At 68.8% G+C, this 20,142-nt stretch carries 16 protein-coding genes and 1 pseudogene; 9 read left to right on the top strand and 8 right to left on the bottom strand.

The window, feature by feature from the left end:
• The 4 genes from IEZ27_RS52745 to IEZ27_RS52730 form a co-directional block, all read right to left on the bottom strand.
• The coding region (locus tag IEZ27_RS52745; RefSeq protein ID WP_229825275.1) for a hypothetical protein at positions 1-275 on the bottom strand (275 nt) is incomplete at its 3' end.
• Positions 276-479: 204 nt separating this feature from the next.
• Positions 480-1,325: a hypothetical protein gene (locus IEZ27_RS52740; RefSeq protein WP_189654205.1), complete on the bottom strand. Its 846-nt coding sequence runs from the start codon at positions 1,323-1,325 to the stop codon at positions 480-482.
• A gap of 111 nt (positions 1,326-1,436) precedes the next feature.
• A complete protein-coding gene (locus tag IEZ27_RS52735) occupies positions 1,437-2,504 on the bottom strand; it encodes a CU044_5270 family protein (protein ID WP_189654204.1) in 1,068 nt (355 codons plus the stop codon).
• A complete protein-coding gene (locus IEZ27_RS52730; protein WP_189654203.1) occupies positions 2,497-3,063 on the bottom strand; it encodes an RNA polymerase sigma factor in 567 nt (188 codons plus the stop codon). Before IEZ27_RS52730 ends, IEZ27_RS52735 begins: the two co-directional genes overlap by 8 nt.
• 157 nt (positions 3,064-3,220) lie before the next feature.
• Here IEZ27_RS52730 and IEZ27_RS55840 point away from each other — a divergent pair.
• Positions 3,221-4,602: pseudogene (locus IEZ27_RS55840) on the top strand (Tn3 family transposase); the annotation flags it as partial.
• Positions 4,603-4,852: 250 nt separating this feature from the next.
• Here the strand turns inward: IEZ27_RS55840 and IEZ27_RS55410 are convergent.
• Positions 4,853-5,500: a TetR/AcrR family transcriptional regulator gene (locus tag IEZ27_RS55410; RefSeq protein ID WP_189654202.1), complete on the bottom strand. Its 648-nt coding sequence runs from the start codon at positions 5,498-5,500 to the stop codon at positions 4,853-4,855.
• Between the two features lie 21 nt (positions 5,501-5,521).
• Positions 5,522-6,085, bottom strand: a complete 564-nt coding sequence (locus IEZ27_RS52715) for an NADPH-dependent FMN reductase (protein WP_189654201.1) — start codon at positions 6,083-6,085, stop codon at positions 5,522-5,524.
• Between the two features lie 127 nt (positions 6,086-6,212).
• Between IEZ27_RS52715 and IEZ27_RS52710 the strand changes: the two genes are divergently transcribed.
• The 4 genes from IEZ27_RS52710 (at position 6,213) to IEZ27_RS52700 (ending at position 9,012) form a co-directional block, all read left to right on the top strand.
• Complete coding sequence (locus IEZ27_RS52710; RefSeq protein WP_189654200.1) at positions 6,213-7,361, top strand: MFS transporter; 1,149 nt, start codon at positions 6,213-6,215, stop codon at positions 7,359-7,361.
• A 331-nt stretch (positions 7,362-7,692) separates the two neighbouring features.
• Complete coding sequence (locus IEZ27_RS55835; RefSeq protein ID WP_446686191.1) at positions 7,693-8,283, top strand: zinc finger domain-containing protein; 591 nt, start codon at positions 7,693-7,695, stop codon at positions 8,281-8,283.
• On the top strand, positions 8,220-8,492 hold the full coding sequence (locus tag IEZ27_RS54770) for a hypothetical protein (protein ID WP_229825262.1): 273 nt from the start codon (positions 8,220-8,222) through the stop codon (positions 8,490-8,492). Before IEZ27_RS55835 ends, IEZ27_RS54770 begins: the two co-directional genes overlap by 64 nt.
• A 55-nt stretch (positions 8,493-8,547) precedes the next feature.
• Positions 8,548-9,012, top strand: coding sequence for a tyrosine-type recombinase/integrase (locus IEZ27_RS52700; RefSeq protein ID WP_229825258.1), 465 nt, complete (start codon positions 8,548-8,550; stop codon positions 9,010-9,012).
• Positions 9,013-9,327: 315 nt separating this feature from the next.
• Here the strand turns inward: IEZ27_RS52700 and IEZ27_RS52695 are convergent, their stop codons facing one another.
• A complete protein-coding gene (locus IEZ27_RS52695; protein ID WP_189654199.1) occupies positions 9,328-11,958 on the bottom strand; it encodes a zinc metalloprotease in 2,631 nt (876 codons plus the stop codon).
• Positions 11,959-12,568: 610 nt separating this feature from the next.
• Here IEZ27_RS52695 and IEZ27_RS52690 point away from each other — a divergent pair.
• The 3 genes from IEZ27_RS52690 (at position 12,569) to IEZ27_RS52680 (ending at position 14,934) form a co-directional block, all read left to right on the top strand.
• A complete protein-coding gene (locus IEZ27_RS52690) occupies positions 12,569-13,288 on the top strand; it encodes a tyrosine-type recombinase/integrase (protein WP_229825257.1) in 720 nt (239 codons plus the stop codon).
• Positions 13,289-13,571: 283 nt separating this feature from the next.
• Positions 13,572-14,303, top strand: coding sequence for a DsbA family protein (locus tag IEZ27_RS52685; RefSeq protein ID WP_229825256.1), 732 nt, complete (start codon positions 13,572-13,574; stop codon positions 14,301-14,303).
• Positions 14,284-14,934, top strand: coding sequence for a vitamin K epoxide reductase family protein (locus tag IEZ27_RS52680; protein WP_189654198.1), 651 nt, complete (start codon positions 14,284-14,286; stop codon positions 14,932-14,934). Before IEZ27_RS52685 ends, IEZ27_RS52680 begins: the two co-directional genes overlap by 20 nt.
• A 160-nt stretch (positions 14,935-15,094) precedes the next feature.
• Here IEZ27_RS52680 and IEZ27_RS52675 read toward each other — a convergent pair whose 3' ends face one another.
• Entirely contained in the window at positions 15,095-18,823 is a 3,729-nt protein-coding gene (locus IEZ27_RS52675) for an NACHT and WD repeat domain-containing protein (RefSeq protein ID WP_189654197.1), read from the bottom strand.
• A 201-nt stretch (positions 18,824-19,024) separates the two neighbouring features.
• Between IEZ27_RS52675 and IEZ27_RS52670 the strand changes: the two genes are divergently transcribed.
• The gene (locus tag IEZ27_RS52670) at positions 19,025-19,408 is read left to right on the top strand and encodes a peptidase inhibitor family I36 protein (RefSeq protein WP_189654196.1); all 384 of its coding nucleotides are present in this window, start codon (positions 19,025-19,027) and stop codon (positions 19,406-19,408) included.
• Positions 19,409-20,142 lie beyond the last annotated feature (734 nt).

The raw sequence follows: 20,142 nt of genomic DNA, 5'->3' as shown, positions 1-20,142 counted from the left end.
CATGCGCGTTTGATCAGGCGGCGATGCCAGGCCAACAGGGTGCCGGGGGTTACGAGCCGATGAGCTCGCAGCACCGTCGGCAGGAAGCGGGCCAAGGCCGCCAAGAGTGCCCGATCGGCCCAGTCCGGCTTCGGCCGGACGACCTGACGCTTCAACACGGCAACCTCATGCCGGAGCACCATGATCTCGACATCCTTGGACGCCTGGCCACGCCCCAGCAACACCAGCCAGCCGAATACCCGAATCAAGGTCAGATACAGCAGACGAACCGACACAGACCGCGATCCTGCTCGCACGGCGCCCGGAGGTCAAGCCGCAGATCAAGCACGATGCGATGAGTTATGAAGCGGTACATGCTGCCCACGTTCGGGTGCCGGCTCCGATGAAGGGGACCGTTCGCCACGCTGTGAACGGCCCCCTCCATCACCTCGAACGTCGCTCGCTTGCCCCGAGCGACCAGACCCCCAGGCCCGCCCCGGTCAGAGCGCGAAGTCCACGGCGAACTTCTGATACACCTGCTCATTGGCCGTCTTCGCCCTGGGCGAGTAGGCGGCGTAGAAGGACTTGCCGCATTCCAGGTCCTTCAGCGCCGCCTTGATCTCCTTCTCCAGGTACGGCTTGGCCTGCTCCGGCTTCAGCGGCGGAATCAGGGCCAGGGTGCGGCCCTCGGGCGCCTTCGGCAGCGAGCCCTTGTGCAGTTTCTTGGCGACCTGCGTGGCCTGCTTCGTGAACGCCGACCGACCGCGTTCGGCCAGGACCGAAGGCCTGCTGTCGCTGATGCCCAGGCACGCGCCGAACCGCTTGCCGAGCTGCGCGAGCCGCTCGTCCTTGTCGAGAGCGGCCACGGACTTGTCCAGTGCCGCGTTGAGCTGGGTGAGGTAGTCGCCCCGCTGCGAGGTGACGGTGAGGCCCAGGTGCTTCTTGGCCGCCTCGGCGAAGCAGGCGTCGTCGGCCGCGCGCCATTTCTTGAGCTCGTCCGCCGGCATCGCCATCAGGTTCTTGTTGTTCACGCTTTCCCCGGACACCGGGTTGACCGCCGGGTCACCCGGATAGACCAGCTTGGACCAGACGCCGAACCCGTACTTGACCCGGTACGCGCGCAGCGCCTCATAGTCGCCGGCCAGCCGCTCGCGCTCTCCCGGCTGCCACGTGCGCTTGACGATCGGCTCGGCCAGGTAGGTGAGCCCCTTCTCCTGCATGCAGGCCACCCTGGTCTCCTCCATGGCGGCCTTCTTCTCGTAGGCGGCCTGCGTCTCCGGCGAGGGGAGAGCGCTGAACGTACCGATGAGCAGGGTGGCCGCGACGGCCTTCGCTGCGATCAACATAGTTTGTTCTTTCACTTGGGCATGCGAAACCACGCATGCGAAACGGGCGCATGCGCAACAGCGGCATGCGAAACAGAACTCCCGGCCGAAAGGCCGGATCGGGGGAAAGTCTCAGCAGGGAATCTGCATGCGGGACGCGTTCGGCGACACCTCGGGCAGACCGGGGACGACATCGACGGCGAGCACCGCGGTGCCGTTCACCTCACCCTTCCGCTCGATGACCTCGCCGAAGGGCGTTCTCCCCTTTCTGTCCGCGGTGTTCACCGTGCGCTCGCCCAGGTAGCGATAGGTGCGCTTGTCGAAGATCAGGTCCGAGCGCCTGCCGTCGCCCTGGTCCATCCCGACGGCCAGGCCGGGCCGGCCGGCGACGTCCACGGTGTCGGGGATGAGCACGATGCCGTCCAGTCCCGCGGCCACCTGGTAGAGCGCGGCGCTCAGACTGGGGCGAACCACCGACTCGGTGACCAGGCCCTGGAGGGAGGACCACATGCGCAGCGGATCCGGGCCCGTGTCGGCCACGATCTTCGCGCGCACCTGCGCGGGGTCCGTGGGCCAGCTGCGCAGCCGGGCGTAGGCCGGTTGGCCGGGGCAGGCCGCGGGCTCGTACACGGTGTCCTCGACGCCGTGGTCCCAGCGGTTGCGGGGCGCCGGTCCCGTGGCCGATACGGACTGCTCGCGGCTCAGCCAGGGCTTGCCGACGTCGGCGGCCTCCCAGCGTTCCTCGTTGACCATCACCTTCGTGTACTGCCGCGTGCCGGCCTCGTCCGGCGCGAACAGGCTGCGCTGGGCCAGCATTCTGGTGTGCACGTACTGGCCGGAGGCCGGCACCGTGTCCGGCTGCTCGGCGGCGGCCCGCGCGGCCAGCTTGAGCAGCGTCTGAGCGTCGGCGGGAGGCGCGGCGAGCGGGTTGCCCGGATCGGAGCCGCCCAGGCCCACCTGGGCGGCGAGGATGCCAACGGTGAGTGCCGCCGCCATGGCGCCGGCCAGGACGACTCGCCTGGAACGCAGGAAGGCGCCGGGACGGGCGAGCACCCCATGGCCACGCGGTCGGGCGAGCACTCCCCGTCCGCCGGGACGGGCGATCGTGGACATCAGGGCAGCCCGGGAGGCCGCCAGGTCGTGCGCGCTCGGCTCGGGCATGTCGGCCCACAGGTGGCCGAGGTCCTCCATCTCATTCATGGTCTGTCCCTTCCAGAGCCTGCCGGATCTTCTTGCGCGCCCGGTTGAGCCGGGAGCGGACAGTCCCGACCGGGACGTCCAGCGCCTCGGCCACCGCCTCGTACGTCAGCCCCGCCCACGCCACCAGCAGCAGCGTGTCCCGGTCGCCGGCGCGTAACCCGGCCAGGGCCGCCACCAGCGGCTTGTTCACCGCGAGCGTGTTCACGCTGTCCTCCACCAGCCCGCCGCCGATCTCCGCCGGATGTACGCCGCCACGCACGTACGCCCGGTAACGGGCCTCCTCGCGCCTGCGCCTCTTGCCGATCACGTTCGAGGCGATGCCGTACAACCAGGGCCGGACGTCAGCCTGGCAGGACCGGTAGCGGTGCCGGTGCTCGAACGCCGCCAGGAATGTCTCGGACACCACGTCCTCGGCCGCTTCCGGACCGAGCCTGCGCGCCGCGTAACGGTGCAGGGCGGGCGCATGCCGGTCGAACAGCGCGGCGAATGCCTGCGGCTCCCGCAGGGAGCGGTGGATCAGGTCGCTGTCGGCGGCCTCGGCTGTCGCCGGCTCGGCCATGAACGGGTCAGCTCCTATCGCGGGTGCGGGCAGATTCACCTGTTCTTACCGCTGCTCCGCCGAAAAGTTCACACCGGCGCCCTGCGATTTCTGCCGCGGCAGCGGCTGTACCCGTTGACGCCGTGCAGCAGGCGGCGCCGACCGGCCAGGCCGGTGCAACTGGCGGCGCGCGGTGACCGACCGGCGCCGTCCCGGCATGGTCGCGCGGCGGCACTTCGAGGCGATGGTGTTCTGCTACCCGGCCGAGGAACTGCGCACCGGCGATGTGGCCGTGCTCGGCTCGAACGAGCACGGCGACTGGAGCGCCCACCTGCTGCCCTGGGAAGAGTGCCAGCCGAAGCTGGCCGCCTTCTGCGAGAAGGTCGGGCTGCCCGACACCCCGGCCGGCTTCGTCGCCCACCTCAAGGACGCCCACCTGAGCGCGGCCGCGCAGTTGGACGCCGGCTACTTGGACAACGCCGACCTGGTCATCGACGAGGGCGGCGTGCCGACCCTCAAACGCCGCCGCGGCAAGGGCAGCGATGCCGAGGCCGGACGGCTGGCGGCCGAGATCGAGCGGCGCATGCCCGAACGCTCACTGCTGTCGGTCGTCGCGCGCACCGCCCACTGGCTGAGCTGGTATCGCCGCTTCGGCCCCGCCTCCGGCTCAGACCCCAAGATCAAGGACAAGCTGGGGCGGTACTCGCCGACGGTGTTCACCGGCGGCATCAACATCGGCCCGTACGAGGCGGCCAAACACGTCGCCACGGCACCCAGGTGGACACCTACGTGGCGCTGTTCTCCCGGTTCATCCCATGCGGGGTGTGGGAAGCGGTACACCTGATCGAAGGGCTGCTGGCGAATGCCTCCGACATCCAGCCCTCCACCGTGCACGCCGACACCCAAGGCCAGAACTTCCCGGTCTTCGCCCTGGCCACATTGTTCGGGTTCGGTATCGACCAGCTGTTCGGCGAGAGCGGCCGCAACGTCATCGACTGGAAGCTGATCGACAAGCACTGGATCGACCTGATGCAGGTGTCCATCTCCATCAGCGAGGGCCGCCTCAGCTCGGCCACGCTGATGCGCCGCCTGCGGTCCAACTCCCACAAGAACCGCATGTACAAGGCCTTTCGTGAGGTCGGCCGCAGCGTGCGCACCGTTGCCCTGCTGCGCTATCTGGCCGATCCGGCGTTGCGGGCGCGGGTCACCACAGCGACCAACAAGGTCGAGTCCTGCAACGGGTTCTCCAAGTGGCTCGACTTCGGTGAGGTGCTGGCCGACAACGACCCCGAAGAGCAGGAGAAACTGATCAAGTTCAACACCCTGCCGGCCAACCTGGTCGTCTTCCACAACGCGCTGGACATCTCCGACGTCGTGCGGCAGCTGGTCGCCGAGGGTTGGAGCATCACTGCCGACCAGCTCAGCCAGATCGCCCCCTACCTGCGGGCCCACATCAGCCGCTTCGGCGCGTACGCCACCGACGAACTCCGTCATCGGCCGGATCCGTTCGACCCCCTGCTGAAGGAGGTCGACTTCACCGAGGTCGTCCTGGCAGCCTGACGCCGCTTCCGTCCCTGTGGCCCCAGGTTCCGATCCCGGCATGTGCTGCCTCACGATGGGCGGCCTGGGCCGCGCGGCCGTTCCGGCCGAAGCCAGCGTCGGGAACAGCGGTATAGCCAATGGCGGTACCAGCGAGTAACAGGGCCGTGGTCACCGGAAGAGGAGACGGGCGGCCGTGATAAGGGCGTTTGTCGCGGCCGACCATCGAAAACCGGCAGAGCACTTCAGCGCGAACTCCTGACGCATCACGCTAAGGGACGACGGTGGGGGCGTAACTGCGCAGGAAGGCCCGCACGCCGATGGTGACGAGCTGAGTGATCTCTTCCTGGGGCAGCGGGACGGCGCCGTAGAACGTCTGCTGGTTGACGTCGGTGACGGTCAGCAGGGTGAGGTGGGCGGCGGCGCTCTCGGCGTCATGGATGTCCAGCAGACCGCGGTCGGCGATCCGGCGCAGGTATGGTGCCAGGCGCAGGTGCCCGGTCTGCGGTCCGGCTGCGATCCAGGATTTCAGGATCGGTGGGGGGATGTGGGCGGCCTCGGCCTCGATGGCCCGTACCAGAGCGAAGTGATCGGGGAAAGAGGTCACTGCGGCGACCCGGTCGAGGGAGAAGTCGATCAGGTCCTGCTCCAGGTCCACGATTTTGTGCAGGTGCCGGTCCATGATCTGTGCGATCGCGGCGGTGACGTCCTCGGCGCCTTCCAGCGCGACGGTCAGGAACAGCTGTTCCTTGTCGGTGAAGTGGTTGTAGACCGTCCGCTTGGATACCCCGGCCGCGGCGGCGATCGCGTCCATGCTGGCGCGGGTGTAGCCGTCACGGCCGAACACACGGCGGGCGGCTTGGGTGATCGCCTGCCGCTTGTCCGCTCTGCCGTACGGCTCGGGCCGGCTCTGGGTCATCGGTGTCCCTTCGGGGTGGGTCTACTTGGCCGCAGTGTACGGGTGGACCTTGCGTGACAGGGCGTCGAGCAGTTCTCGCAGCAAGTCGGCGGTGTAGGGGTCGCTCAGCTCGCGTTCGCTGGTGAAGCGGGTGTCACAGTGGAACACCGTGACCTCCGGTTTGACCACGACTTCGGCCCCCACCGCGGCCAGGATCTGGCGGAGGGCGAGTTGCGCGCGTACCGAACCGAACGGTCCCGGTGAGGCGCCTGCAATGGCCACTGGCTTGCCACGCAGCAGCCCTTCGGGTGGAGTGCTCGCCCAGTCGATGGCGTTCTTCAGTACGGCCGGGACCGAGGCGTTGTGTTCCGGGGTGGCGATCAGCAGGGCGTCGGCGGCGGCGATGCGGGCCCGGAAATCGGCGACCGGCACGGGTGGCGTACCGCTGTCCAGGTCCTGGTTGTAGAGCGGCAACCGGCCCAGGGCGTCCTCAATGGCGATGGCCGGTCCCCCGAGGTTCAGCGTGCGTGCCGCGTGCAGCAGCGCGGTGTTGTGGGATTGCGCGCGCAGGCTGCCGGACAGGGCCAGGATGGTCAGCTCGTTCATGTCTCTCCTTCGGTGGACGAACATCAAACTACACCACTGAGTGCATGTTTTACACTATCCGGTGTACTTTGGGCGAGTGATCCATGCAACCGCACACAAGGGACGGATATCCGTCCTCTCCCTCGCCTTGCTGGCGACCCCGACCTCACTCAGCGCCAACAGCACCACCACCGTCATCCCCGCCCTGGCCCGCGCGCTCGACATCTCGGCCGCCGACGCCACCTGGGCCGCCACCGCCTTCGGCTGGGGTGGCGTGCTGGGCGCCCCACTCACCGCCGCGCTGCTGCGTACCCGTGGCAGCCGCGTCGCCACACTCGCCAACGCCGCCCTGGTGCTGCTCGGCACTCTCCTGGTGGCACTCGCGCCGGCGCTGCCGATGCTGCTGGCCGGACGCGCTGTCCAGGCTGCCGGCGGGGGCGGCCTGGTGACCATCGCCATCACCCTGGCCGGAACGACCTCCCGGACAGGCGTGATCACCGCCGGAGTCGGTCTTGTCGGCGCGTTCGGCCCGCTGACCGGCTCGACCCTATCGGCGATCTCCTGGCGGACGCCGCTGCTGCTGTCCCTGCCCGCGCTGCTGGCCGTCCCCGCCGTCCTGCGCCACGTTCCCGCACACCCCAACGATCACGACGCCAGATCCACTGGCGCCCCCGCATCCACCGACACCGTCGGCATCCTGCTGGTGATGACACTGATCAGCGCGTTCGTCCTGACCCCGCGCCTGGGTCCGGCCGCACTGGCCGCAGTTGCCATCGCGGCCGCGCTCCTGATCCTGAACATCCGCAGGAACACCGCCGGGTTCATCCCCCGGGCGGTGGTGAGCTCTCGAGCATTCATCACCGCCTCGGCAGCCGCGTGCGCGCTGTCCACCTCCTACTTCGCGCTGCTCTACACCGTTCCCAGGATGCTGGAACGCCACTGGCCGGCCGGACGGATCGGGCTGATGACCCTCGTCATGCTGGCCGTCGGCTCCATCGCCTCGCTGCTGTTCACCCGCTGGATCTCCCGGTACGGCCCCGCCCTCGCCCGCACGACCCTCCTGGCCGCCGGCGCCGTGGCCGTGGCCCTGCCGCTGACCGCGCCCTGGCCGGCGGCCCTCGTGGCGGCCAACGCGTTCGCGGTGTTCGCCGCCACGGCGGCGATGGCCTGGTACTCCGATCGCGCCGGCAAGGCCGTGCCAGGCGAGCATCGAGCCACCGCGCTCGCCCTGTTCACCCTGTGCTATCAACTCGGCGGCGCCTTCGGCCCGGCGCTGGCCAGCCTCCTGATCGCGTGAGCAGGGCCTTGATCCAAGCACCGGGCTCTGCCCGCCATCGCCGCGCTCTTCCTCGACGCCGTTGATGGTCGTCGCTGCTCGTTCTGCGTCGAGATCGTTCGTCCCCATGCGGGCGCTGCCATCATGAGTCACTCACCGAGCATGACTCCAATTGCGGGACCCGGAGAGATGTCCGGCACAAGATGGACTCTCATAAACGACCGATTCTGACCGAAGATCACCAACGCGCCCCCCGCGGCGGCCTGAGGGCTGGAATCCTTCCCACAACTCGTTCTCACGCAAGTCCTCGAACGGGGCGGTGCTAAGAAATGTTTGTGAGAAGTTCTTGGGCATGGCCGACGCTCCCCAGCCGCGGGTAAGCGCCATATCTGCCGATGATTCCGGTATCGCCGACGACATCACCCGTGACGCTGACGACGTCGAACGTCACCGGTGCCCGCGATGCGACGTCGAGCCCGGACCGCCCTGCCGGTCACGGTCCGGCGCCATCGTCGGCACCTACCACACCGGCCGCTTCACCGCCGCGCCCCGGCCGGCCAAGCGGCTGCGCGTCCAGACCCCGGCCAACCGGAGCCCCGGCCGGCCGTGGCGGCCCGGCACCCCGCCGCCCGCCCCCGTCAATCCCGATCAGCCTGCGGCCGACATCCGCATCGGCTACGCCCGCTGCTCCTCCCTCACCCAAGAACTGCAATCCCAGCTCGATACCCTGACCGCGCACGGCATCGGCCGCGACGAGATCTTCTCCGAGAAGATCTCCACCCGCGTCAGAGCCCGGGCCCGAGTTCGAGGCCCTGGCCGCCGCCCGGCAGATCAAGGCCCACGCCCCGCGAAGCCATCCGCGAGGCGACCCTGGAAGGCTTGGACGCCGCAGCCCGCAAGGGCAACCATGGCGGCCGCCCGTCCGTCATCACCGACGACATGATCCACACCGTGCTGCGCCGCCGCGCGGCCGGCGAACCCGTCGACAGGATCCGCCAGGACCTGATCATCCCCACCGGCAAGCGCAAGGGCCACAACCCCTCCCCCGCCGGCGTCTACCGTGCCCTCGCAGAGCACGACAAGAACCAGCGCCACCCCGAGGCCGTCCAACAGGCCCACGCTGAGTACACCGCCCTGCGCCAGGGCCTCTGACCTCGCCCACTCCGCTACCGGTCCGGGACTCGGCGCTCACGCATCGGACCACTGAATGGGCGGCATCTCCGCCCGCTCGGGCTCGTTGACGCCACTGGCTACTCGAGCCCCGATTCCGTCGGCCCGGCCGGATAAACGCCGGAAGTTCCTGGCCATTAATCACTGGAACTCACAGCTCAAGCTCTACCTGACCCGCGCCGGCTACACCGCCGGGCCATTGTTCCGCGCCTCCATCAACGGACGGGGCGGGCCGCTGTCCTACGACGCCGCCCACCACCGCTGGCAGAGCTACTGCGCGCAGGCTGGCGTCGAGATCGACATCCACCAGCTGCGCCACACCCACGCCACCGAACTCATCAACGCCGGCGTCTCCATCGAGGCCGTCCGCCGCCGCCTCGGACACGCCTCCATCGAAACCACCCAGCTGTACGCGCTGCTGGACGACAAGGTCGCCGACGCCGAGATCCGCGCCGCCCGCCGCCGTCGTGACCACGCGTCCAACCAACAACCCAGGCCATAGGCTCTTTGGCGGCCGGTAGCACGTCCGTCAACGGCACCCCAGCTCGCGGACGACGTCGGCACCGTGCTGTTGAGCGACAGGAGAACAGCAGGGTGCCTTGACGCTGGATGTCCGTAGCAGAGTGTGATTGGACAGTACTGGACTCGTTGGGGCCCGGATGCCCACGCAACCGACGCCGTATCGACGATCTTCCGTGATCGCCTCGCTGGTGGCGACGGGGCCGGCCGGCACTCCCTACCGGACAGGTGCGCCGGAATTCCTTGACCGCCCTGCCTTGACCGGACGGTCCGGTCAAGGCAGGGCGGTCAAGCGATGTCAGGTCTGGTCGTGAAGCTGGGTGCGGGTGGCTTCGGCCTGTTCGGCGATGGTGGCCAGGACCGGGGGCGGGACGTGCTTGTCGCGGAAGGTGTCCACGAGCTGATCCAGGACGGCGTCGGCCTGCTTGAGGTCGCCGCCGCGGGCGTGCGCGCGGGCCAGGCGGCGCATGGTCTCATTCAGGGTGATGTTGTCGACGCCGGCGTCCGTGCTGGGGTCGAGGGTGGTCTCCACGACCGCGGCGAGCTGGGCGATGCTGGTGTCGGTGTCGGCGGTGCGGACTTCGACGCCGTTGTCGGTGAGGGTGAGGAAGTGGCGTCCGGCGTTGGCGCCCTTGACCATCCGCGCGTACACGGCCAGGTGGTGGTCGGGGTGGTCGGCGATGAGCCGGTCCAGGGCGGCGTTGCCGTCGGCGAGCTGGGGGGCGTCCGAGCCGCGCAGGACCAGCAGGGTGCCTTGCTGGGAGCCCAGCAGCAGGTCGCCGGCGGCTCGGTCGGTGTCGTCGGCGGGCGGGTTGACGGTGATGAGGTGGTCGGGTGAGACGACGGTGGAGCCGTCGGGTGCCCGGTAGCGGGCCTGGAGGCGGTAGGTGCCGGGCTCAGGGAAGGTGAAGCCGCCGGCGCCGTAGCCGATGTAGGCACTGCCGTACAGAGCTGGGGTGCCGGCGTCGAGGGTGACGCGGCGGGGGTGGCCGCAGTCGCGGACGATCGGCTGGAAGGGGCGGACCTCACCGGCCGGATCGGTGATCAGAACGGTGAGGTGGCTGCCTCCCGGCGTGAGATCGTTGATGGCCTCGGCCGCCTGCCGGCTGCCGTCCAGGGACAGCTTGATCTCGACGGTGACGGGTTCGCCGTGGGAGAAGGACTCGCTGCCTGACAGCCGTACGTGCAGCCCGGACCGGCTGGGGGCGGGCGGGGCGAGGGCGGGCAGGTGGGCGCCGCCGGTCATGAAGGGTTTGCCGCCCATGGCGACGTCTGCGTAGAAGCCGTGGCGCAGATGCCGCAGCTCGCCGGGGGTGAACTGCCAGGTGAACACTGACCAGAAGGCGCCCAAGCCGTCCCCTTCCTTCGTCGTCGGGTCTCCCTTGTACTCGTCTTGGTAGTTCATGAACGACTTGTCGCCGTAGCCGCCCCTCGGGCCCAGCGGCTGCGGGGGGTTGATGCTGTCCTTTGTGAAGGAGTGGGCCAGGTTGAGGGCGTGGCCGATCTCGTGGATGTAGGTGAACAGTTCATTGCGCGTGCCGAGGTAGTCGACGTCCTTCATGGCGTCGTAGAAGGTGGCCGTGCCCTGCCGCGGGAAGGCGTCGTTGCTGTCGAACATGATGCCGTCGGAGCCGCTGGCAGTACCGTCGCTCTCGGCCAGGCGATTGGCGACAATGGACCACAGCTTCCACTGCCGGGCGTCGCGGTACAGGCTGAAGTGACGCATCATCGCGGCGTGCAGTTCGGCCGTCGACCACATCACGTCCGCGCCCGCCTCGGACACAGCCACCTCGTTGGCGGTGCCCGCGGTGCGCAGTTCGATTCCGGCGTCGGCGAAGGCCGCCTGGACGGTCATGATCCTCTTGTCGAGTCCGGGCGGACGGGGGTGGTCGGTGGTGGCGTACTGGCCGACCGGCCTGGTTTGTGCCACGTAGTCGATCTCCCAGTCGATGGTGCGCAGGAACCGGGAGACGTAGGCGCAGGCGTAGGTGGTGGGGTTCGACCCGTCGGGCGCGCTGCGGGTGAGGGTGGCGGTGCCGCCGGGAGCGAGCTTGTCCACCTTCACCGACACCATTGTCCTGCTGGTATCGGTGGCGTACTTCGCGGTGCCGGCGATGGTGACGGGCCAGGCCACAGGCTGTGTGAGTGCGCTGCCGTCCAGAACGAAGGAGTTCTTGTAGGCGCCGTCGGAGACGGAGAACAGGTCACCGGACACCACCGGCACCGGGCCCTCCAGGTCGATGCGGAGCTCGACCCGCTCATCGTCCTGCGCCTCGGCGGCTGTGCCGGCGAAACGCCCGGCGGCCGGCAGTCGGAGCGCCCGGTACTCGGCAGGTAACGCGCCGAGGCCGGGCAGGACTTGCGCCCAGGTCCCGATCTTCGTGGGGCCGTCGATCCAGTGGAAGTCCATCGCCTGGTCGCCCTTGATGAACACGGTCCGGTTGTTGCCGCCGGCATACAGCATCAGGGCGTCGTCGAAGCCGCCGCGCATGTGCTCGGGCAGCTTCTTCCACCCCGCTTCGCCTCGTTTGGTCAGAAGATCGTCGTACTCGACACCCTTCCCCCAGGCGATGATCGCGCATCGCTCGCCCTTGATCAGGAGGGTCTTCCAGGGGGTGCCCGCCACCTGCATCACGGCGTCGACGTCGCTGCGGTAGTAGTCCGGGAGGTATTTCCCGAAGTCCGGCAGGCCGGTGACCGGCCCCTCGTACTTCTGTCCGACGCCCCATTCCCAGTCCAGGCACCGGTCGCCGGCGATGAACACGTGCCGCGTGCTGGTGTACGGCACGTGGAGGTCGAGCGCCGCCTCGCTGCAGCTGGCGTACGGCTCCGGCAGCTTCAGTGCCCCTCTGTGGATCTCCGTCAGCGGCCTCTCCGTCACCAGTCCTGTCTCGCTGATCTGCGCGACCCGTTCACCTCGCAGGAACATCGCCCTCCACGGGGCTTCCCTCGTCGGGACGATCCCGGTGAATCCTGTGGTCTTGGACCGCATGAACGCCATTGTTCGCCTCCTGGCCGGGCCCTTCAGGCCCACCTCGATGACGCTAAAAGCGCACGTCGATGCCCACAATGATCAAAATGGGTTCACAGCCTGTCAGGTTGGACCGAAACAACTAGAGCGTGGCTCACATTTTCATTGTGGACCGCCCGTTACGTCTCGACCTTCCGTGACGTCCCGGCCAGCAGCTCCCGCACCGATCGTCTGTCTCGACGTTGAAATCGGCAGGTCCTCGACCGAAAGGGGCCAAGCCCCAGCCTGGTCGCAGCGGGATATCGCATCGCTTTTCTCACTCCCACCTCGTGAGCTTCGGATGCGGACCGTCCTCAACATCACCGTTCCCTGGCCTCATCCGGCCACCGGCGCAGGAGCTGCGACACTGCGACCAGGCAATGACACCGATGACGCCTCTCTAGATGACCCTCGTTTATCCGGCAAGACAGCGATCATCGACGCAGCGCGAGCTGGACGACCCTCGTCCGTCGCGGCTGCTTCGTTTCCCAGTCATCTGGCAACTCGGCGGATGGTGGAGGTCGGCACGGTGGATCCGGTCATCGCCGAGCAGCTCGGCCGCACACACCCGCTTGCCCGGCACCTGGACGACTTCCTCACCGACCTGGCCAACGCCGGGAAGTCGGCGCACACCCGGCTCGCCTACCGCGGCGACCTGATCGCCTTCGCCGCCCACCACGGCGAAGAGACTGGCGAGCTGACCGCCGCGCCGGTCCGCGCCTACCTGCCCGAGCTCGCCGAGCTGTCGCCGGCCGGCCGCAAGCGCAAGCGCGCCGCCGTCGCCTCCTTCACCAAGTGGGCGATCCGCCACGACCTGCTGGACGCCAACCCGATGGATCGCATCGACACCGTCAAGGTGCCCAAGAACCTGCCCCGCCCGGCCGCGGCCGCCGACGTGGCCAAGGTGCTGGCGGTGATCTGCTCGCGGCGTCCGCGCAAACAGACGCCGCTGGACCGGCTGCGAGATCGGGTGCTGTTCGAGATGGCTTACGTCTGCGGCGCCCGCGCCTCGGAGGTGTGCGGCCTGTATGTGGAGGATCTCGATCTGCGCCTGGACGACGAACACGTCCGCATTCACGGCAAGGGCGGCAGCGAACGGGAGACACTGCTCCTCCGAGATCAATGCGCTCACGGTCCTGGCGATGCGCACGCTCGGTGTGCCGACGCGGGCCGAGCAGGAAACCGTTCAAGAGCGCGCCGCTGGGCGAGAACCTGGCCGCTCAGCTTCGTGCCGCCCCGTCCGAACTGAAGGGAGAGGCCTTGATCTGCAGGTCCCCGCTCAGGCCGGAACCGGGTGACGATCCTGAGCCCAGCGGGATGGACTGGCTTTGGCCGCCAGTCCCACGCACAGAGCTTTGTCTGGGTGGCGAATCCGGCTTCCAGACAATCCATCAGCCACCAAGACTGGCCCGTGCCTGCCGCTTCCTGTGTGGCGGGCTGACGTTTCACGACCTTGGCCAGGCAACGATCAATGCTCATCGGATTGTCCGATGCCGGGCGGGAACGGGCTGCTTGCGGTGAGGAGAGGGCGCATGGCGAAAACCCCAGATCAGAGCCAGATACGGCGTAAGAAGATCGACGCGATGCGCGAGCAGGAGAAACGCGCCCGCAGGCGGAACAAGAACCTCGCCGTGTCGCTGACCGTGATCGGCGTTTTCGTCGTCTTGCTGGCCGCAGGGTTCGTCGTCAACCGGCTCTCCGATCCCGAGCCGGCCGCCGTGGCCGCCGGTGAGTCGCAGTACGTGCGCGCCGACAGCCACAAACTCTCGGTCGCCCCGGACGGCAAGGTCACGCTGGTGGAGTTCCTCGACTTCGAGTGCGAGGCCTGCCGGGCGGCCTTCCCAGTGGTGGAGGACCTGCGCAAGCAGTACGCGGGCAAGGTCACCTTCGTCGCACGCTACTTCCCGCTACCCGGCCACTTCAACGCCGAGCGCGCCGCCCGCGCCGTCGAGGCCTCCGCCCGGCAGGGCAAGTTCGAGGCGATGTACCAGCGCATGTACGAAACCCAGACCCAGTGGGGCGAGAAGCAGGTACCCGCCGACGACGCCTTCCGCGGCCTCGCCAAGAGCCTCGGCCTGGACATGACCGCCTGGGAGAAGGCCTACAACGCCCCGGAGACGCTGGAGCGCATCAACAAGGACGTCACCGATGGCAAGGCCCTGGGTATGACCGGGACACCGACGTTCTTCCTCAACGGCCGGCGACTCCAGCCCGAGTCCGAAGCCGACTTCAAGGCGGCCATCAATGCAGCGCTCGCAAGCTGAGCCCGTCGCCGCGCCGCCGGTGAGCGACGCGCCCGAGCAGGAGACGGCGCCGTTCCCGCGGCTGCTGCCCTGGCTGCTGACGCTCGGCGGCCTGGCCGGGTTCGCGGCCGCGTTCACCCTGTCGGTGGAGAAGATCGCCCTGCTGAAGAACCCTGCCTACGTGCCGAGTTGTAGCCTCAACCCCGTCCTGTCGTGCGGGTCGGTGATGAACACGCCGCAGGCCGAGGCGTTCGGCTTCCCCAACCCCTTGCTCGGTGTGGCTGGTTTCGCCGTCGTCACCATGATCGGCGTCGTGCTGTTGACGGGCGCCGCTCTGCCCCGATGGTTCTGGCTGGGCCTGCAGACCGGGGTCACCTTCGGCGTGGTGTCCGTACATTGGCTGATCTACCAGAGCCTGTTCGTCATCGGCGCGCTGTGCCCGTACTGCATGGTGGTTTGGGCGGTCACGATTCCGATCTTCTGGTACGTCACCCTGCACAACCTCAGGCAACGCCACCTGCCCGACGCCCGTGCCGGGCGCGCCGTCCAGGCTGTCGTCAGCTACCACACGGTGCCGCTCACCTTGTGGTTCCTGACCGTCACCACCGCGATCGGCGTGCGGTTCTGGTCCTACTGGAGCACCCTGCTGTGAGGGGCTCGTGATTTGGACACTGCCCCGTGTGATCGCCGCGCCCTCGGACATCGTATCGGCGAAGACGCGCCGGCCCCCGGCGGCCCTGAACGCGCCCAAGTGACGCGCAAGGTCCTGGACGACGGCGGAAATGCGGGCGTGATCGATGCGAAGCCAAGCTTCATTGGGCGTCACGACCGCAGGTGGGCTGGAAGGGGTAGCCCGGGAAATAGGTGGCCCAGTTCTCCGGCGTGAGGCCTTGGCCTGCCCTGTGGCAGATGGTGGCGGCCGCGGCCGCTGGGGTGAGGTCGAAGCGCTGGTAGGGGATGCGCCCGGACGCGACGTAGAGGGCGTTGTCGTGCAGGCTCATGGCCAAGACGGTGCCGCCAGAAGTGGTGATGGGCGCACCCATGGGCTGCCGGGTGTCGGTGTCCCACAACTGAATCGCACCGTTGGTCATCCCGACAGCGAACACGCGCCCATCCGGGGAGAAGGCGAGGGCGCTGACGTCCGCGGCCAGGGCCGTGGAGGTCAGGGTGCCGAGGTGCCGTTGCACTGTGCCGTCCCACAGCGCGGTCTGCCCACCCCCGCTGCCGACGGCGAGGAAACGTCCGTCAGGGCTGAAGGCCAACGCGCCGGCCACACCGGTTCTGCCCTCACGGCGGGTCGGTACTCCGGTGGTGAGATCGGCGAGATGCCCCTGCGTAGTAGCCAGCAGTCGCTCGGTGGGGTCGACGGCGAGGCGGCCCGTGATGCCGGGCACGGTCGCGGAGATGCGGCCCTTGATCGGCTCCCAGACGGCGGTTGTACTGATGTGAGAGATAAGGCTGGGGAAGGTTACGCCGCTGATCAACAGGCTGTCGCCCGCGAAGGCGAGGTCTTGTCCCCCCGGCAGGAGAGGCGAGGTCGCGCTGACGCGCCGGCTGTCGAGATCCCACACCCATGCCTTGAACCAAGGGGCCTGAAGGACGTCGCTGTAGGCCAGGACCCGGCCGTCACGCCGGAAGGCGGCGACGGCGCGGCATCCGGGCCCTCCTAAGGTGGTCGTCGGGCAGGGCAGTGGCGGTGGGCCGGGAAGGCGCTGCCCGCTGGTGCCGTCCCACAACTCGACGCGGTTGTCGTACGTGACGGCAAGGCGCCGACCGTCGGGACTGAAGGTCGCGCCCGTGGCGAGGTCGGCTCGCCAGCCGCTGTCGAAGGCGGCGTTGAGTCGAAGCGTGCGGACGGTGGTCAAACCGGTGAGGGCCCCGGCCAGGTAGCGGATGCGGCCGGTGGCCGGGTCGATCCTGAGGTCGAACGCGCGCTCGCCGCCGAGAGGATGCCGGAACAGCAGCTCGCCGGTCTGGCCCAACCGCCATACCAGGAGCTCATCCATGCCGGCCGTGACCAGGACGGAGCCGTCCTGGCTGAATCCGATCTCATACACGTCCGGTGCTGGGAGGGCGGGCTTTTCCTTGCCGTCGGGTAGGTGCCACTGCCGGACCTGTCCGTCTTCGGCCAGCAGCAGGCGTTGCCCGTCCGGGGCCAGGAACAGGCGTTCTTCCCGGCACTGCTTGGCCGACAGCGTCGGCGCCCAGGACGCCGTGATCTTGTGGCCGTTGTCCAGATTCCACAGCTGGAGTGGCGCGCCGGGCACGCACAGCGCCATGATCTTGCCGTTCGCGCTGATCGTGGCGTCGGGAGCGCCGGTTTCCATCCGCTCTCGCCCTTGCATGCGTGCCCTGGCCTCTGCACGGACTTCTCCCCCGCGGTACGGTCCGGACTTCTTCCGGGAGGTGCTCACCTGCAGGACCTTCTGCCGGGTGAAGAGGTTCCATGCGCGGACGCGGTAGTGGGAGCCGTCCGCCTGGTAGACGATGACATGGCTCCCGCTGCGGCTGACCTCGGCACCCAGGTTGGTGGTGTCCAACGGCAAGAGATCGTAGCGGCCGGTGACCATGTCCAACAGCGTCACGGTCGAGTTGACGGCACGAACACCCAGGAGAGGTAGCAAGCGGGCATCGCCCATACCCAGGGCGACTTGTGACAACCGCCCGACCGGGCCGCCGTGAGTGGTATGAACTGCTCGTCGGGCGTCCACATCCCAGCGGGTGATCTCGAAGTCGCCGACACTGATGAGGGAGCGGCCATCGGTACTGAGCCAGCGCAAGGTGTCCGGGTCGGGGTCGGTGAAGGTGTCCTGCTGGGCCTGCTGGCTCGCGGTCAGCAGAGCGCCGCGGGTCTCGGGGAGGTCGGCCAGGCGCCAGGCGGCCAGGCTGAGCTGCATCGCCAGGCGCGGGTCGGACTGGCGCAGGCTCTCAGCGGTGCCGATCATCTGACGGGCGTACGCCTCCCGCTGCCGCCTGCTGCTGACGTTGTTCTGCTGCCAGGCCAGGGACGCGGCCACCAGCGCGAGCGTTGCCACGACCGACAGGATCAAGGTGCGCAGCCTGCGGCGGCGGCGTGCGCCGTGGTGGGCGGTTGAGCTGGCCTGCAGGAAGTCCCGTTCCTCGGAGGTGAGCGAGTTGAGGTGCTGGACGAGGTGTTCGCGGGCCGTGGCCAGTTGCAGGCCGCGGTAGAGGGCGCCGGGGTCGCGGGCGTGGTCGTTCCAGGTGGTGGCCGCTTCGGTGAGGCGGCGGTGGACGCGCAGTCGTTCGCGGTCTTCCTCCACCCAGTCGCGCAGGCGGGGCCAGGCGGTCAGCAGCGCTTCGTGGGCCAGGTCGGCGGTGTCGTCGTCCAGGGTGATCAGCCGGGCGGCGGCCAGTCGTTCCAGCAGGACCGGACCAGGGTCGAGAGGGTCGGCTGTGAGCAGTTCGGCGCGCCGCACCGGGCGGCGGGTGTCCTGCGCGCCTGCCTCGCCCGGCGTGACCAGGCGCAGCAGCAGCTCACGTAACCGATGCCGCTCGGCAGGGGCGAGGCCGGTGTAGAGGTTCTCGGCGGTGTGGGCGACGGCGCCGTGGATGCCGCCGGTGGCTTCGTAGTCGGCCAGGGTGAGTGCCTTGCCGTGGTGGCGGCGCCAGGTCTCCAGCAGGGCGTGCGACATCAGCGGCAGCCCGCCGGGCTCGTCCGCCACCTCCTCGATGACGGTGGCGGTCAGCTCCCGCTGGACGATCAGCCCAGCGGCCGCCGCCGGTCTGGTGATCGCCTCACGTAGTTCGCTCCGGCTCATCGGGCCGACCGGGACCGTGGAGTCCCGGACGGCCTCCATCAGTGCGGGATGGCGCGCGCAGTGGTCGAAGAAGTCCGTGCGGACCGCCAGCACCACCCGGCAGCCACGATCCTCGGTGCCGGCGGTGACCAGGGCATCGATGAACGCCCGCTGTTCGCCGACGTCCTGGCACAGCGTGAACGTCTCCTCGAACTGGTCCACCACGATCACCTCGTCCGCGGCAACCTCCGGCAGCACCGCCCGCGGATGGGCGCCCGGTGTCACCACCCGCACCACGCGCGGCCGCAGCCTCGGCACCAGCCCGGCACGCAGCAGCGAGGACTTGCCGCAGCCCGACGGGCCCACCACCACGACCAGGCGATGCGCGTCCACCAGCTCGGCCACCCGCTCGACCAGCGCGGTCCGGCCGAAGAAGTACGCCTGGTCGGCTGTCTCGAACCTGGCCAGCCCCCGATACGGCGCCTGGGACACCTCCCCGCCCACGGCGGTGGCCTCACGGACGGCGGCCAGAGCCTCCTCCCACCGGGTCTGCCACTGCTCGATGTCCCCGCCGCACGCCTGCACGTAGGCCAGGGTGACCGGCAGGGTCGGAAACCGGTCTCCCGCGGCGGCCTGCGCCAGTGTGGCAGCCGAGCACGGCACCCGCGCGGCCATCGCGCGATAGGACAGCCCGCCCGCCTCCCGGCGTAGCTTGCGCAGCTCCACGGCGAAGGCGGCAACCGGGCCGTCCGCCGGATCGACCGGTCGTTCACGACGCCCCACACGATCCCCCATATCCCCGAATACGGGCAAACCAGCACAACGTACCCAGCCATGTGAAGATGATCAAGTTTGTCCAGGTGGCGAATCGGGCTTCCAGACAATCCAGCAGCCACCGAAACTGGCCCCTGCCTGCCGTTATCTGCTCGGCGGGCCGGCCATGTCACGCCCCGGGGCCGCCCAGGCAACCGATGAGGAGAACTCATGCTGAAAAGGTTCATCCCGGCCGCCATCACCGCCGCCTCTCTGGCAGGGCTGGCGTTCGCGTCACCCGCGAGCGCGGCAACCCTTCCCGATGGCACCTACGGCTGCCCACAGGGATACTTCTGCATGTATACGGCAGACGGGAGGCTGATCCCCATCGGCCAGGACAACAACAGCCCGTACAAGAACGTCCGGTCCTTCTTCAACAACAGCATGGTCGGCACCTATGACCACGTCCTTGTCTCATACATCTACTCGAACGGCGCCGCCTCTTCGAAGTGCATTCCCCCCGCGGACAGCGACCCTGCGGCGGGACACGAGACGGTCGACTCCCCCGTGACCGTCACCCGGATCCAGTGGAGAAGGGAAAACTGCGCCGCATAGTCCGCATCCGCTGGCAATCCGGCGGAACCGGGTCCGATCCGACGCCACGGAGGCCGTCGGGCCGGACTGCCGGGGCCGCGCGACCCGGGATCGACCCAACCGGGCCCCGGTCGCCGACTGGGCTGTCCGGTGGGGCGTTGATATGCCGCACCGAGCTCAGCGGCCAGGCGCTCGAACCCGACCAGCGCCGCCGTCAGGCGGCGGCGGGTCTGGACGACCTCACATCGGGTCTGCGCCGGACGCAGCGATCGATTCTCCGAACACTGGCAGACGCGCCGCCGATTGCCTGAACTGCGCAAGGAGCCACCAGGCAATCGGCGCGCTCTGAAGATTCGGGGCCCCGCAGGCGACGCGGCGAATGTCGATGCCGCCGCCGACAGGTGCAGGGCCGCAAGCTGCCTGTTCCTGCTCAGGCTGGAATAGCGGGACAGGCGGCGGTCCCGCGTTGTGCACTGAATCTCGTGCCCGCCCCGGAGACGGGCCAGAGATCACGCATCAAGGGGTGCGGGCAAGAAACGTGCCATGAGCCCCGGTGCGCCACGAGGCGCTGAATGTCCGTACGGAGGTGAAAGACCTCGTTGTCCCTGCCGTCGTAGCGGTGGGATGAAAGCTGGAGGCAGCCTGAGCCGGGGATCGCCGGGGAGGGCGGGAGCAGCCTCGACAAAGTCGTGACGGCCCAGTACTACCGGATGGGCCGGGCGCGGTGAGCGAGACGGGAAGGTATACGCGAGGAA

This window comes from Nonomuraea spiralis (assembly GCF_014648435.1).
Lineage (GTDB): Bacteria > Actinomycetota > Actinomycetes > Streptosporangiales > Streptosporangiaceae > Nonomuraea > Nonomuraea spiralis.
The sequence above is the reverse complement of the archived record's forward strand: the minus strand, read 5'-3'. Positions and strand labels throughout refer to the sequence as shown.

Bases quoted from the DNA above. Each gene is read 5' to 3' on its own strand.
- IEZ27_RS52740 (WP_189654205.1), bottom strand. From the start codon at position 1,325: ATGTTGATCGCAGCGAAGGCCGTCGCGGCCACCCTGCTCATCGGTACG.
- IEZ27_RS52735 (WP_189654204.1), bottom strand. From the start codon at position 2,504: ATGAATGAGATGGAGGACCTCGGCCACCTGTGGGCCGACATGCCCGAG.
- IEZ27_RS52730 (WP_189654203.1), bottom strand. From the start codon at position 3,063: ATGGCCGAGCCGGCGACAGCCGAGGCCGCCGACAGCGACCTGATCCAC.
- IEZ27_RS55410 (WP_189654202.1), bottom strand. From the start codon at position 5,500: ATGACCCAGAGCCGGCCCGAGCCGTACGGCAGAGCGGACAAGCGGCAG.
- IEZ27_RS52715 (WP_189654201.1), bottom strand. From the start codon at position 6,085: ATGAACGAGCTGACCATCCTGGCCCTGTCCGGCAGCCTGCGCGCGCAA.
- IEZ27_RS55835 (WP_446686191.1), top strand. From the start codon at position 7,693: ATGGCCGACGCTCCCCAGCCGCGGGTAAGCGCCATATCTGCCGATGAT.
- IEZ27_RS52700 (WP_229825258.1), top strand. From the start codon at position 8,548: ATGGGCGGCATCTCCGCCCGCTCGGGCTCGTTGACGCCACTGGCTACT.
- IEZ27_RS52695 (WP_189654199.1), bottom strand. From the start codon at position 11,958: ATGTTCCTGCGAGGTGAACGGGTCGCGCAGATCAGCGAGACAGGACTG.
- IEZ27_RS52685 (WP_229825256.1), top strand. From the start codon at position 13,572: ATGGCGAAAACCCCAGATCAGAGCCAGATACGGCGTAAGAAGATCGAC.
- IEZ27_RS52680 (WP_189654198.1), top strand. From the start codon at position 14,284: ATGCAGCGCTCGCAAGCTGAGCCCGTCGCCGCGCCGCCGGTGAGCGAC.
- IEZ27_RS52670 (WP_189654196.1), top strand. From the start codon at position 19,025: ATGCTGAAAAGGTTCATCCCGGCCGCCATCACCGCCGCCTCTCTGGCA.